Below are 13,384 nucleotides of genomic sequence, written 5' to 3' on the forward strand. Positions count from 1 at the left end.
ATCCATGGCCACTCCTCTCACAATCGCCGACCTCAAGAGCCTCGCCCAGCGCCGCGTCCCGAAGATGTTTTTCGACTATGCGGATTCGGGTGCCTGGACGGAGTCGACCTACCAGGCGAACGAGAGCGATTTTGCCAAGATCAAGCTGCGCCAGCGCGTCCTCGTCGACATGACGAACCGGACACTTGAAACGACCATGATCGGCCAGAAAGTGTCGATGCCAGTGGCGCTCGCCCCGACTGGCATGACTGGCATGCAGCACGCAGACGGCGAAATGCTGGCAGCCCGTGCTGCGGAAGAAGCCGGCGTTCCCTTCACGCTGTCGACGATGAGCATCTGCTCGATCGAGGATGTCGCCTCGGTTACCACCAGGCCATTCTGGTTCCAGCTCTACGTGATGCGCGACAAGGATTTCGTGCTCAACCTGATCAACCGCGCCAAGGCGGCGAAGTGCTCGGCTCTCGTATTGACCGCTGACCTGCAGATCCTCGGCCAGCGCCACAAGGACCTGCGCAACGGTCTCTCCGCCCCGCCGAAGTTCACGCCGAAGCACATCTGGCAGATGGCGACACGCCCCTTCTGGTGCCTCGACATGCTGCAGACCAAGCGCCGCAGCTTCGGCAACATCGTCGGCCACGCCAAGAATGTTTCCGATCTCTCGTCGCTCTCCTCCTGGACCGCCGAACAGTTCGACCCGCAGCTCTCCTGGGCCGACGTCGCCTGGATCAAGGAGCAGTGGGGCGGCCCGCTGATCATCAAGGGCATCTGCGACGTCGAGGACGCCAAGGCAGCAGCAGAAACAGGCGCCGACGCCATCATCGTTTCCAACCATGGTGGTCGCCAGCTCGACGGCGCCCCCTCTTCGATCAGCATGCTGGAGCCAATCGTCGATGCGGTCGGCCACAAGATCGAAGTGCATCTCGACGGCGGCATCCGCTCCGGCCAGGACGTGTTGAAGGCAGTCGCCCTCGGCGCCAAGGGCACCTATATCGGCCGCCCCTTCCTTTACGGCCTCGGCGCCATGGGTAAGGACGGCGTTACACTCGCGCTCAGCATCCTCCGCAAGGAGATGGACATCACCATGGCGCTCTGCGGCAAGCGCGACATCAACGACGTCAATTCTTCCATACTGCTCGGTCGGCAGTAAGAAAAGAAGCTACGGCATCCAACCGGTCGCGAGCGCGCCTGCCCAATCCGGGCGGGCGTTTTCATTTGCGAGGCGCGACATGGCCATGTAGTCGTAGGCGACCGTGCGGAAGGCAGGGAGCCAGCCGGTCTCGCCCTTTTCCAGGATACAATAGGACGCCAGCGGGTGGCCGGTCTCGACCTTGTGGTAATGCGGTCGATCGTCGTCATAGGCCGGGCAGCCGACGCTGCCGGGATTGACGATCAGCCTGTCATCGCTGAGGCGAACCAGTCGCGGGATATGGCTATGGCCACAGAGGATCAGCGGGAAATCCGCGCCCGTGGCCAACGCCTCGATCTCTGCAAGCGGCTTCAGGAAGACATGGCCTTCCGTAGACACGGATTCCAGCCAATAGGTGCTGTCGTTCGCAGGCGTCGCGTGGCAAAGGTAGACCTCGCTCCGATAAACGGCGCTCGTCGGCAGGCCGCGCAACCATTGCAGGTCGTCCGCCGTCAGCTGATCAAACGCTGCCGTGTCCGAAAGATGCATGGCCTCGCGCCGCTGTTCGATCAGATAGCGATCGTGATTGCCGCGGACGGTTAGCATGTCTCGCTCCCGCAGAAGCTCCGCAGTTCGCCCTGCCGTCAGCGGGCCGCTGAAACAATCGCCGAGATTGACGATCTCGGTAACGCCCTGCGCCGCGATATCGGCCAGCACCGCCTCGAGCGCCAGATGGTTGCCGTGTACATCCGCGATCGCCGCAAACCGCATCACCTAGCTACCGCGATAGGTCGAATAGCCGTAAGGCGAGATCAACAAGGGCACGTGGTAATGCGCGGTGACGTCGGCAATACCGAAGCGGATGGGCACGAGATCCAGAAAGGCCGGGTGTGGCAGAGCAATACCCTCGGCGCGCAGATAGTCTCCGGCATGAAAGACGAGTTCATAAGTCCCCGCCTTGAAGCTATCGCCGATCAGGATCGGCCCGCCGTCGACGCGGCCGTCGGAATTGGTCTTGACCGTCTTCATATGGCGACGGACCTCTCCTTCAAGGTGAAAGAGATCGATCCGCAATCCCTCGGCCGGCTTGCCGGACGCGGTATCTAGTACGTGGGTGGTCAGTCCGGTCATAGGCTCGGCTCGCTGATGATGAAGGGCCTTTCGAAGAAGTATTCTTCCAGATTGTTGCCGGGTCCCTCGCGGTCGACAACAAGGAAATCGCTTACGGCGCCAAGCGACATCAACGGGTGGTGCCAGGTATTGCGGCGATAGTTCACGCCCTGATCGCCCCGCGCCAGAAACACCCGCGGACGACCGGGCTTGCCGCCCTCGTCCTCGGAGACGACGACGAGATAGGGGCGGCCGGAGATAGGCGAAAAACTCTGGCTGCCGAACGGATGCCGCTCCATCATGTCAACTTCATAGGGAAAGTGGCGCGGCTGGCCGCGAAACAGGTTGATGATGACACGCGCGCCCTCGCCTGCCGCTTCGGCAGCGGCAAGCGCATGGAAGCGCTCGGTCGTTCCGTTGTTGATATAGCGCATCGTTACCGGATCGGCTTCGATGATATCACCGAAGGGCGCAAAGGCGGATTTGGTCAGCGGAACAATATCGAGGATTTGAGACATGTCTTTATTCGCCTTCGGCACGCCAATTGCGCACGAGGTCAAGTCTGTAGAGCAGGTCGGGAACATCGTCTTTCGCGGTCGCCCAAATCTTGTCGAGATCGATGTCGAAATAGCCATGAGCAATACGATTGCGCATGCCTCGCATCGCGCCCCAAGGGAACTCGGGGTGCTCTACCATAAACTCGGGATGGATCTTTATGAGTTGTGCAGCGATCTCCGAAGCCATCAGGAGGCTCATTCCGACCGCCCGCTGAAGGATGATATCAGCCAGAAAGTGCTCCTTACTGACATCGGTGACCATTTGATGGGCATCGGTAGCGGCTTGCCGCATGCGCTCCAGCAGGTAGGAAATTCGCTCGAGGCTCATATGGGCTTCGCTTCCGAAAGGACACGGATACGCACGGGTTCGGGAAAGTCGCCGGGCGTCAGCAGATGGATGGACGTACCCAGCATCATCTGTTCCAGTGCGTCCTGCAAGCCGCCCAGCGTCAACAATGTGCTGCCCGGCAGCGCATCCACCAGAATATCCAGATCGCTGCCCGGCCGGTCCTCGCCGCGCGCCACGGAGCCGAAGACACGTGGGTTCGCCGCGTTGAAGCGCTTCGTCACTTCGCGGATCGCCTGCCTGTTCTTCTCCAGCACTTCGGATGGCCTCATGGCGCAACTATAAGTCACGGGCGCAAAAGAGAAAAGCACCAAGGAGCTGCCTGTCTCAACGCCCCGGCAGTATCATCTCAAGGCGCAGAAACGCGATACGCTCGACCTGTGCGGTGGCTGTTTCGAACTCTTCATCGCGCGTGTTGTCGATGCGCTTTTCGAAGGCAGCCAGAATGTCATCCTTGTTCAGGCCCTTAACCGCGATGATGAAGGGAAAGCCGAACTTTTCGACATAGGCCGTGTTGAGCTCGGTGAAGCGGCCATGTTCCGCGGCGCTCAGCCGATCGAGCCCGGCGCCTGCCTGCTCTTTCTTGCTGTCTTCGGTAAGCTCACCCGCTATCGCGAGACGTCCGGCAAGATCGGGATGGGCACTCAGCACGCCGAGCCGCTCCTCCAGACTCGCCGCCCGGAAGATGGCGACGAGCGCCGTGTGGACACGATCCACCGTCAGTTCGTCGCCGACGAAACCGTCGTCATAGGCACGCTCGGCAATGAACGGCGAATGTTCAAAGACACCGCCGTAGCGTGACACGAACTCGTCCCGCGAAAGCATCAGATTGTCTCCGGCTTGTGGTGGGCATGCCAATGCTGCGCGATCTCGATTCGCCTGGGTATCCACACCTTGTCGTGCTTCAGCACATATTCGATGAAGCGTTTCAACGCTGCGGCGCGACCGGGACGACCGACGAGACGGCAATGCAGGCCAACCGACATCATCTTCGGGCTGCCGGCCTTCCCCTCTTCATACAGCGTATCGAAGGCATCCTTGAGGTAAGTGAAGAACTGATCGCCGGAATTGAAGCCTTGCGGCGTTGCAAAGCGCATGTCGTTCGTCTCGAGCGTATAGGGTATGATCAGGAACGGGTTGTCATCGACACCCTTCACCCAAAACGGCAGATCGTCGGCATAAGAGTCAGAGGAATAAAGGAAACCGCCCTCTTCCATGACGAGGCGCAGCGTGTTGTCCGAAGGCTTGCCTTGGTACATTCCGTAGGGACGTTCGCCGGTCAGTTCCGTGTGGAGGCGCACGGCTTCCTGGATATGCTTGCGCTCGACGTCTTCCTGGAAGTCCTTGTACTCAAGCCAGCGGTACCCGTGGCTGGCGATCTCCCAACCGGCTTCCTTCATGGCCGCGACCGCCTCCGGGTTGCGCGCCATAGCAAGCGTCACCCCATAAACGGTGGCCTGAACCTTGAGCTCCGTGAACATGCGCCACAAGCGCCAGAACCCGGCGCGCGAGCCATATTCGTAAATCGATTCCATATTGAGGTTTCGCTGACCCGGCCAGGACGCGGCACCTACAATTTCCGACAGAAGGTTTTCGGAGGCAGGATCGCCATCGAGAATGCAGCTTTCGCCGCCTTCTTCGTAATTGATAACGAACTGAACGGCCACGCAGGCATCGCCCGGCCACTTCGGGTCGGGCGTGTTGCGACCGTAACCGATCAGATTGCGCGGATAAGTTTCGGATACCATGAAATCACCTTCCTGAAAGTCGGCGAAACGGTAGCATCCAGAGAAGGAATGTCGAGACGGAAAGTACGCAACAGAGTTTTGCCTTTGCGGCGCAAACTCTTAGGCCAGTGTAGGAACACGATCTCGACGTGCGCTGACCTTGCCCATCGGATGCAGCGAATGCACGCTAAACGGCCCGCCATTCCCCTCTTCGACCATCAGCGCGACATTGGCGACCTTGACGGGATCGGCGAGGACTGGCTCGAAGGCGTTCCGAAGCGCCTGCTCGACCCGTGGCATGTCGCAGTGGCTGACAGGACCGGTCAGCGGCATATGAAAGCGAAACTCGTCCATCACAAAAGGGCTGCCCCAGCGATACAGATTGGCGAACTGCGCCGCCGACAGGCCACCCGGGTCCGTCCGCTCGATTTCTGCCTCGCTCAACGGCGCCCGGAATCGGTCGAACTCTTGAACGACGGCACTGGAAAGATAGTGGACATGTTCGCAAGGCCGCGACGGAACGAGACTGTAGAATACACCGAGCCTCGCCACCTCAAGCTGATGGATGTGAAACGGCGTCAGCGTTCCACAGAAGCGCATCAGATCCCGCAGAAGTTGCGCCTCCGTTACGTCAGCGGCGAGGCGGAAGGGCGCCTTCAGAACACCTTGGAAGCCATAGCGGCGCGGTAGCGCCGTATGGAAGGCAATCTCGTGAATGCTCAGGCCGCGGATCGCTGTCGGCTCGACCATCTCGCCAGAGAACACGTTTCGACCCAACCAGTTTGCAGCCACGTGCGAAAGCGGGTCGCTCGCAGCGGGTGTAAAGCAAATGGCATAGCGCATCCAATTTCCTCCGTCGAACAAACGGCACAGCCCTCCGTCGGCGCCGCGGTTGCGCTAGCAGATAGGTGATTTGCATGACAGAATAACGAAAGGCAGGAGGTGCTAATTCACGTTTAGCGTGAAGCGACGCAGATGTGATTGGCGAGCAAGAAGCTTTCCGGCAGCGCGAAGGGCGGCTGGCGGCCGGCCGCGAGGTGGATCGCTGCCGCAGCCAGACGGTGCGCCAGGCCGAAGCTGACCTTGAAGCCGCCGGTCAATGCGATCAGGCCGGCATGGTCGGGATGGACGCCGATCATCGGATCACGATCGATCGCTTTCGGCCGCAGACCGGCCCACCGCTCAACAACGGGCGCGCCTCGCAACGCCGGCACCAATTGGGCAGATGCCTCAAGCAGCGCGTCGAGCTGCTCGTCCGTCGAGAATGGTTCGTCGAAGCGATTCTCGCTGGTGCTGCCGACGGCGACATGGCCGCCCTCATGCGCAACGATATACAGCCCGTCGCGAAAGATCGTCGGCAAGGACGGGGCTATGTCGACTTTCAGCAGGGCTGCCTGGCCTTTGACGGGCTGGCCCAGCGGCTTCACAAGGCCACCGGTATACCGCTGCAGCAATGGAAAGGATTGGTGGCCGGCAGCGACAATGCACTGTCTGAAAGCAATGTCACCTGCACTGGTAATCGCAACCTTGCGCTCAAGAGCGAGATCATCGACCGAAACGTTTTCGGTAACGCGGACGCTCCGTGCGTCGCGCAGTGATGCCGCTAGGAGCGCGATGAGCGACCGCGGCGCGACTCTGGCGGCAAGCGTGTCGTGCACGAAGCCGCTTTCACCTGCCGCTGCGTCCAGCCAGTTGTCCTGGGGAGGCTTGTCGAGCACGCGCCAGTGGTAGCGCTGCTCGCCGGCGATCCAGCGATGCTTGGCATCCCGGGAATGACCGAGCGCGATCTCGCGCAAATGCGGCTTCGGCAGCGGAATGAGGCGGCCCGAGCGCCGATAGCCGGCGGAAAGACCGGTCTGCCGTTCCAACGCTGCAATCTCCGCCTCCAGAGAAACGAGCGCATCGAACTGAAATTGCTTCTTGGCATTCCACTTGTCCGGCATGTGCGGCATCAGCGCCCCGAGCAGGCCGCCGCTCGCGCCGTGACCAAGCCGGCCGGCTTCGATGAGCCATGCATTGATGCCCAGGCGTTCCGCCTGAACCGCTGCCCATAGCCCCATGATACCGCCACCGATGATCAGCAGGGCAGTCGATGATTGACCGGAACGCGCGGTCGGACTATCGGCTTTTGGCATGACAGATACTGATCCCGAAAAGAGTGCTGGCCTCCACCAGCCGCTGGAGTGGCGCGACGGCGATATGCCCTATTCACCGGCCTTTGGCGACCATTTTTATTGCCAGACCGATGGCCGGCTGGAATGCGGACACGTTTTCCTCGCCGGCAACGGTCTGCCGCAGCGCTGGCAGGATAACGGCGACTTCCTGATCGGTGAGCTCGGCTTCGGCACAGGTTTGAATTTCGCCGAAACGTGGCGGCAATGGAAACTCTTTCGGCGCAACGGGCAGCAACTACACTTCATGTCGTTTGAACTTTATCTGATGCGGCGTGGGGAAATCGACCGTGCGCTTTCTCATTGGGCCGAGATCGACATCGAGCGGCAAGCCCTGGCGGCCGCCTGGCCGGAAACGCCGGAAGCAAGCGTCTTCCTGCGGCTCGATGACCAGACGTCGCTCAGCGTTATCCGCGGCCATGCTCTCGAAGGCGTCGCGGCCGCGCAAGCCGGCTTCGATGCCTGGTATCTCGACGGCTTCGCCCCATCGCGCAATGCCGACATGTGGTCTGAGGAATTGATGCGCCTCGTCTGCGAGAAGACGAAGCCAGGCGGAACCTTCGCGACCTATGCGGCGGCCGGCTTTGTCCGACGAAACCTGATCGCCGCCGGCTTTGCGGTGGAGCGTCGTGCCGGCTTTGCCGGAAAACGCGAGATGCTCTGCGGCATCAAATCCTAGACCCCGCGTGCTGCTCGCTCGCGCGCAGCCACAGCGCAAGCTTCTCTTCGAGCAGTTCCGGGCTGATCGGTTTTGACATGTAATCGTCCATTCCGGCGTCCAGGCAGAGATCGCGGTCGACCTCCAGCGTATGCGCCGTCACTCCGATGATCGGCACGCGATGACCTTGTACGCGTTCGCGATCGCGTATTGCGCGCGTCGCGTCGTGGCCGTTCATGACAGGCATCGAGACATCCATCATGATGATGCGTGGTGCGCAGCGATCCCATGCCTCGACCGCCTCCTCGCCGTTGCCGACGACGAGAAAACTGAGGCCGGTTTCCTGCAATATCTGCGTAAAGACGATCTGGTTGACTTCGTTATCTTCCGCAACCAGCACGTCGATGAACTCCGCCGGCGGCCATTCGGAAGGCTCAGCTTTGGCGAGCGGAGGCGGCGCTGCCTCCGGAACCGTCTTCCCCGCCGCAGCGATCTGTTTCGTGCGACTTGCCCGCACGACGTCAACGATGGTGTTTCGCAGCACGTTGGCCCGCGCCGGCTTCATCAAATAGGCTTGACCGTTAAGCGCGGCGAACTCTTTCTCCGTCCCGGAAATGTCCATTGAGGTCAGGAAGATGATCGGCAGCCGTTCAAAGCGGCTGTCGGCGCGCAGCTTCCGTGCGATGTCGGCGCCGTTCATGCCCGGCATCTGGTAATCCAGCACGACCGCATCGATCTCGATGCCCAACTCGTTCGCTGCGGCGATTATTGCCATGGCCGCCGGTCCGTCCTCGGCGGCGGCCCCATCGAAGCCCCAGAGGTCCAGCTGCTCGGCCAAAATCTGTCGGTTGACCGCGTTGTCGTCGACGATGAGAACGCGCGCACCCGTCACGTTGACCGGCAAGGGCTTTGGAGCAAGGCGCGCCGCTGCCACGGTGAGAGGCAGGTTTACCGTAAAGACCGAGCCCTCCCCCGGTTCGCTGTCCACCTCGAGGTAGCCGCCGAACAAGTCGACCAGCCCTGCCGTGATGGCAAGGCCAAGCCCGGTTCCCTCATGGCGACGCGTGGAGGATGAGTCGATCTGCGAGAACTTGTCGAAAATGGAGTCGAGCTTGTCGCCCGGGATGCCGATGCCGGTATCCTCGACCCGGATGCGCGCCATGATTTCGTCTTCCGCGCCCGGCGTAAAGCCGACGTCCACAAGGACGTGACCGCGCTCGGTGAACTTTATGGCATTGCCGACGAGATTGGCGATGATCTGGCGGAAGCGGCCGGCGTCACCGATCACGGCCGACGGCAAATCGGGTGCCGCGCGCACCAGCAGCTCTATGTTCTTCTCAGCCGCCGGCGAAGACAGGAGCGTTGTAACGTCCTCGATAGCCTCGACCAAATCGAACGTCGTGCGCCTGAGGGTCATCTGGCCGGCGTCGATCTTGGAGAAGTCGAGAATGTCGTTGATAATCGTCACCAAGGCGTTGCCCGACTTGGCGATGATATCGATGAACGTCTTCTGGCGCGTGTCGAGATTGGTCTTCGCCAGCAATTCGGCCATTCCGAGAACGCCGTTCATCGGCGTTCGGATCTCATGGCTCATATTCGCCAGGAACTCCGACTTGACGCGATCGGCGGCTTCCGCCCGGGATAGCAACCGCTCAAGCTCGGCCTCACGCTGCTTCGCTTCGGTGACATCGGTGAACAGCGCAACCCAGTGCTGCCGCTCGCTGATCGTCGCATCCAGGTTAACCCAGCGCTCTCCGGCGACATGGAACGGCGTCGAAATCGGCTTCTTGGCCGCGATCTTATCGCGCCAGCTCTGCAGGATTTCATCTTCCTGCCCGTTAAAGTCGCCACGTTCGGCGCAAAACCGGAACAGATCGATCCACCCCCGTCCAACTGCGAGATATTCAGGTGGTATGGCGAGGATCTCGCTGAGTGGCTCGCTGGCAAGCAGGATGTTGCCGTCCTGAACGATCAAGAGGCCCTGCGACATCGCCCGTGTCGCGTCCTCCATCAAGTCGCCGAGATGCGCGAGAGCCGCCCGCGTTTCGTGAATTTCCTTCTCCCGCTGGCGGACCGCAGTGACATCAGTATAGGAAAGCAGGACGCGACCGTTGGAAAGGCGGCCGCCCTCGAACAGGACCCGCTTGCCGTTAACCCAGCCCAGTTCTATTGGCGGCTGCTGTTCCGCAGCAAAATGCTTCTCGCGCCGGGCAAGGATCTGCTCCGGCGTGAGCCTGTCCCCATAGCGACCGAGTTGGTGATTGCGACGGATGACGTCGATGAAGGCCAAGCCGTCGAAGCGGTCGTCACGTGGTAGATCCCAGACATCGTAGAACTCGTCATTGGCGTAGAGGACGTTGCGCTCTTCGTCGAGGATCATGACACCGACTGGGAGAGCACGAAGAATGCCTTCAAGATCGTCCGTCAGCGCCCGGCTGCGAGCCAAGTCGGATGCCGAAAGGGTCGGCTTGGCCCCTGTCAGCTGATCGCCGCCGTCTTGATGTGGAGCTGTCCTTTCAAAAATACCGAGCACATAGACGCGGTCTTCGGACGGCGAGAAACTCTCGATCCGCACCCGCTCGCGCCCGAAGCCCCTGCTGTCCAAACAAACGGCACTTTCCTCACTCGCGAAGACGAGCGCGCGCCGCTCCTTGTCTTCGCGGGCCTCCTCTTCCGGCGTATCGATAAGTTCTCGGCTCCGGCAGCCGATGAAATCAGGGATCTCCCTTCCGAAGAAGGATGCATAGGCCTCGTTGACGGCCACATAGCGAAGCTCGCTGTTCTTGACATAGGCGGGGCGCTCCAGATCCGCGATCCGCCGGCAGGCCAGCTCGAGAAGGTCCCCGCTCGATGTCAAAGTTGGTCCTCAGTCAGGAAAAGCTTACTCATCGAGCAAGTATAACGGGCGCTCTTTAACAACCCTTTAACCATAATGCAGCGGCACCCTGCAGGACGCAGGTAACCTGTGCTCTAGCGCCGGCGCGGCCGCTGCGATGCAGCAGTTCAAACCGAATAAACCCTGCGGAACTGTGGTATAGTTTCACTCGTTTCTAAAATGAACTCGTTCAGTTGGCCCGTATACCCGAACGGTTTCGCCTGACGGCTTCAGGAACAAGCATCGTCTACGAAAGGAGACGACCATGTCCGTACTTCATAAAAGCATGGCGGCGGGCTTAATGGCATTGACCCTGACGGGTACAACCCTCATCCCGGCAACGCCCGCGAACGCCAATCATGACTTCTGGGGAGGCGTTGCCGTTGGAGCAGTCGGCGGCCTGCTGCTGTCGCAGGTTGGGCGCCCCTACGCCTATTACGGCTATCCGGGCCCATACTATCGACCGTACTATCGGCCGTATTACAGGTCCTACTATAGGCCGTACTACCAACCCTATTATGGGGGCTACTACAGGCCGGCATATCGGAGCTATTACAGGCCTTATTCGCGGTACTACTACGCGCCTCGGTGCCATATCGTATGGCGGCACAACGGTTGGGGCGACGCTTACCGGACACGGGTCTGCTACTGAGAACGGCGCTGGCATAGGGTGTCGCTGCGGTGGGCGTTGAGCCTGTGCTCTTGACTTTTGGCCCCAACTAGACCAAATGCAGGCCAGCTTTCACCTTCCGGCCGCCGCGTGAGCGTGCCCCTGCCAGCAAATAGGAGCAGGAAGAAGGGCAAAAGCGCATTTCGTACAGGCCGCATCCCAAGACGCGGGCAAGAAGCGCTGGAAAGCTTTTTCCAACAAGACAAGTTCCCACTTCACGCGGGGTTCTTGACGCCAGAATGACACCGGGCCGCATTTTGCGATCCGGCCGATTTTTTTGGCGCGCCCTAAAAAGGTTATGACTTGACCAATTTTGAATCGCTTGGCATCTCCAAGCCGATCGTCGCCACACTTTTCCAGCTCGGCATCGAAAAGCCGACCCCCATTCAGGAAAAGGCGATCCCGCTTCTTCTCGAAGGCCGCGACCTTATCGGCCTTGCTCAGACAGGCACCGGCAAGACGGCCGCCTTCGGCCTGCCGATCATCGAAAAGATCATCCCTGAAGAGCGGCGTCCGGACAACCGTACCACCCGTACGCTGATCCTCGCCCCAACCCGCGAACTGGTGAACCAGATCGCCCAGAACCTTAAGAACTTCCTGCGCAAGTCGCACCTGCGCATCAACGTCGTCGTGGGCGGCGTCTCGATCAACAAGCAGCAGCTGCAGCTCGAAAAGGGCACCGACATCCTCGTTGCCACGCCCGGCCGCCTGCTCGACCTCGTCGCCCGCCGCGCCATCGGCCTCACCGCCGTACGCTACCTCGTTCTCGACGAGGCCGACCAGATGCTCGACCTCGGCTTCGTCCACGACCTGCGCAAGATCGCCAAGATGGTGCCGAAGAAGCGCCAGACGATGCTGTTTTCGGCAACCATGCCGAAATCGATCGCCGAACTCGCCGGCGAATACCTGACGGACCCGGTCACCGTCGAAGTGACACCTCCGGGCAAGGCTGCCGACAAGGTCGAGCAGTATGTCCACTTCGTCAACGGCAAGAACGACAAGACGGACCTCCTAAAGAAGTCACTCACCGAGAACCCTGACGGACGCGCGATCGTCTTCCTGCGCACCAAGCACGGCGCCGAGAAGCTGATGAAGCACCTCGACCACGTTGGCTATTCGGTCACTTCCATCCATGGCAACAAGAGCCAGGGCCAGCGCGAGCGCGCCCTCAAGGCCTTCCGTGACGGCGACGTCAAGACGCTGATTGCGACCGACGTTGCCGCCCGCGGCATCGACATCCCGGCCGTCAGCCACGTCTACAACTACGACCTGCCGGAAGTTCCGGATGCCTACGTCCACCGCATCGGCCGTACGGCCCGCGCTGGTCGTGACGGCATCGCGATCGCCTTCTGTGCACCTGACGAAACCCGTCTCCTGCGCGACATCGAACGCCTGATGAACATCAACATCGCTGTAGCCAGTGGTGAAGCGCCTGCCAACATGAACGCCACTCCGCGCCGCGGCAATGGCAGTGGCAACAGCAATGGCAATGGCGGCAACCGCGGCCAGGGTCGTGGTGGTGAAAACCGTGGCGGTGAGCGCCGTGGCGAAGGCCATCGTGCAGGTGGCCGCCCGGAGCGTCGTCCGCGCCCTGAAGCTGGCGACGAAGTCCGCGCCAACAATGAGGAGCGCCGCGAGCGTCGTCCGCGTCCTGAGCGCCAAACCCAGCGCAACGAAGACTTCCGCGGCCAGCGCCGTGGCGAGGCTACGCCGATGACGTCCGGCCCCGACAACGATCTGGCGGCAACGTCGGACTTCCGTCCGGCCCGCAAGCCGCAGCGCCCCCAGCATGGCAACCATGCCAATGGCGAGAACCGTCATCATCCCGGCGGCGGCGCCCGCAATGCGCACGGCCGCCCGGCCCGCAAACACGGTGAAGATCGTGGCGCGCAGGCCCACGGCGGCGAACGTCGCGAAGGCAACGGCGGAAACCGTCGCGGCGGTCCGTCGCGCGGTGGCAACGGTCAGCGCCGTGAACGCGCCTAATTGAAAAAAGAAAGGGCGGGAGAAATCCCGCCCTCAGATTGCTGACAAACCCCTGGCACCGTCTGGGGGTTTGTGATTCATTGGGACATGTTGAAGAAACCTGCCCCCACCCAGACGGCTCTTGAGATGGTGACGCTCGACAGTCTGGTGCCGAAGGA

General features: G+C 61.1%; 14 protein-coding genes. 4 read left to right on the plus strand and 10 right to left on the minus strand.

The features are described 5' to 3' along the window. Window positions 1-4 precede the first annotated feature (4 nt). Window positions 5-1,147 carry an alpha-hydroxy acid oxidase gene (locus tag IB248_RS22740; RefSeq protein WP_018857521.1) on the plus strand — a complete coding sequence of 381 codons (1,143 nt, stop codon included), beginning with the start codon at window positions 5-7 and terminating at the stop codon, window positions 1,145-1,147. A gap of 9 nt (window positions 1,148-1,156) precedes the next feature. Here IB248_RS22740 and IB248_RS22745 read toward each other — a convergent pair whose 3' ends face one another. The 9 genes from IB248_RS22745 to IB248_RS22785 all read right to left on the minus strand — a co-directional run bounded on the left by IB248_RS22745 (window position 1,157) and on the right by IB248_RS22785 (window position 7,001). Continuing rightward, entirely contained in the window at window positions 1,157-1,897 is a 741-nt protein-coding gene (locus tag IB248_RS22745) for a metallophosphoesterase family protein (RefSeq protein WP_026371823.1), read from the minus strand. Window positions 1,898-1,900: 3 nt separating this feature from the next. Beyond that, complete coding sequence (gene uraH, locus IB248_RS22750; protein ID WP_018857519.1) at window positions 1,901-2,257, minus strand: hydroxyisourate hydrolase; 357 nt, start codon at window positions 2,255-2,257, stop codon at window positions 1,901-1,903. Continuing rightward, entirely contained in the window at window positions 2,254-2,754 is a 501-nt protein-coding gene (locus IB248_RS22755) for an ureidoglycolate lyase (protein ID WP_018857518.1), read from the minus strand. The genes uraH and IB248_RS22755 overlap by 4 nt, the downstream gene beginning before the upstream one ends. A 4-nt stretch (window positions 2,755-2,758) precedes the next feature. Continuing rightward, window positions 2,759-3,121: a HepT-like ribonuclease domain-containing protein gene (locus IB248_RS22760; RefSeq protein WP_018857517.1), complete on the minus strand. Its 363-nt coding sequence runs from the start codon at window positions 3,119-3,121 to the stop codon at window positions 2,759-2,761. Then, complete coding sequence (locus IB248_RS22765) at window positions 3,118-3,411, minus strand: nucleotidyltransferase family protein (protein ID WP_026371822.1); 294 nt, start codon at window positions 3,409-3,411, stop codon at window positions 3,118-3,120. Before IB248_RS22765 ends, IB248_RS22760 begins: the two co-directional genes overlap by 4 nt. A gap of 55 nt (window positions 3,412-3,466) precedes the next feature. Beyond that, window positions 3,467-3,964, minus strand: coding sequence for a 2-oxo-4-hydroxy-4-carboxy-5-ureidoimidazoline decarboxylase (gene uraD, locus IB248_RS22770; protein ID WP_192241687.1), 498 nt, complete (start codon window positions 3,962-3,964; stop codon window positions 3,467-3,469). Then, window positions 3,964-4,887, minus strand: coding sequence for an allantoinase PuuE (gene puuE / locus IB248_RS22775; protein WP_018857514.1), 924 nt, complete (start codon window positions 4,885-4,887; stop codon window positions 3,964-3,966). The genes uraD and puuE overlap by 1 nt, the downstream gene beginning before the upstream one ends. Before the next feature lie 99 nt (window positions 4,888-4,986). Next, complete coding sequence (locus IB248_RS22780) at window positions 4,987-5,709, minus strand: DUF1045 domain-containing protein (RefSeq protein ID WP_018857513.1); 723 nt, start codon at window positions 5,707-5,709, stop codon at window positions 4,987-4,989. Between the two features lie 113 nt (window positions 5,710-5,822). Then, the gene (locus IB248_RS22785) at window positions 5,823-7,001 is read right to left on the minus strand and encodes an FAD-binding oxidoreductase (RefSeq protein ID WP_018857512.1); all 1,179 of its coding nucleotides are present in this window, start codon (window positions 6,999-7,001) and stop codon (window positions 5,823-5,825) included. On the opposite strand from IB248_RS22785, the gene mnmD reads away from it, so the two are divergent. Continuing rightward, entirely contained in the window at window positions 7,000-7,716 is a 717-nt protein-coding gene (gene mnmD / locus IB248_RS22790) for a tRNA (5-methylaminomethyl-2-thiouridine)(34)-methyltransferase MnmD (RefSeq protein WP_018857511.1), read from the plus strand. The genes IB248_RS22785 and mnmD overlap by 2 nt on opposite strands. On the opposite strand, the gene IB248_RS22795 is transcribed toward mnmD, so the two are convergent. Further along, window positions 7,706-10,552: a response regulator gene (locus IB248_RS22795; RefSeq protein WP_018857510.1), complete on the minus strand. Its 2,847-nt coding sequence runs from the start codon at window positions 10,550-10,552 to the stop codon at window positions 7,706-7,708. The genes mnmD and IB248_RS22795 overlap by 11 nt on opposite strands. A 283-nt stretch (window positions 10,553-10,835) precedes the next feature. On the opposite strand from IB248_RS22795, the gene IB248_RS22800 reads away from it, so the two are divergent. Next, window positions 10,836-11,222: a hypothetical protein gene (locus tag IB248_RS22800; protein ID WP_082728539.1), complete on the plus strand. Its 387-nt coding sequence runs from the start codon at window positions 10,836-10,838 to the stop codon at window positions 11,220-11,222. Between the two features lie 321 nt (window positions 11,223-11,543). Next, on the plus strand, window positions 11,544-13,226 hold the full coding sequence (locus tag IB248_RS22805) for a DEAD/DEAH box helicase (protein WP_169682806.1): 1,683 nt from the start codon (window positions 11,544-11,546) through the stop codon (window positions 13,224-13,226). Window positions 13,227-13,384 lie beyond the last annotated feature (158 nt).

This window comes from Rhizobium sp. RHZ01 (genome assembly GCF_014851595.1).
In the GTDB taxonomy this organism is placed as follows: Bacteria; Pseudomonadota; Alphaproteobacteria; order Rhizobiales; family Rhizobiaceae; genus Rhizobium; species Rhizobium altiplani.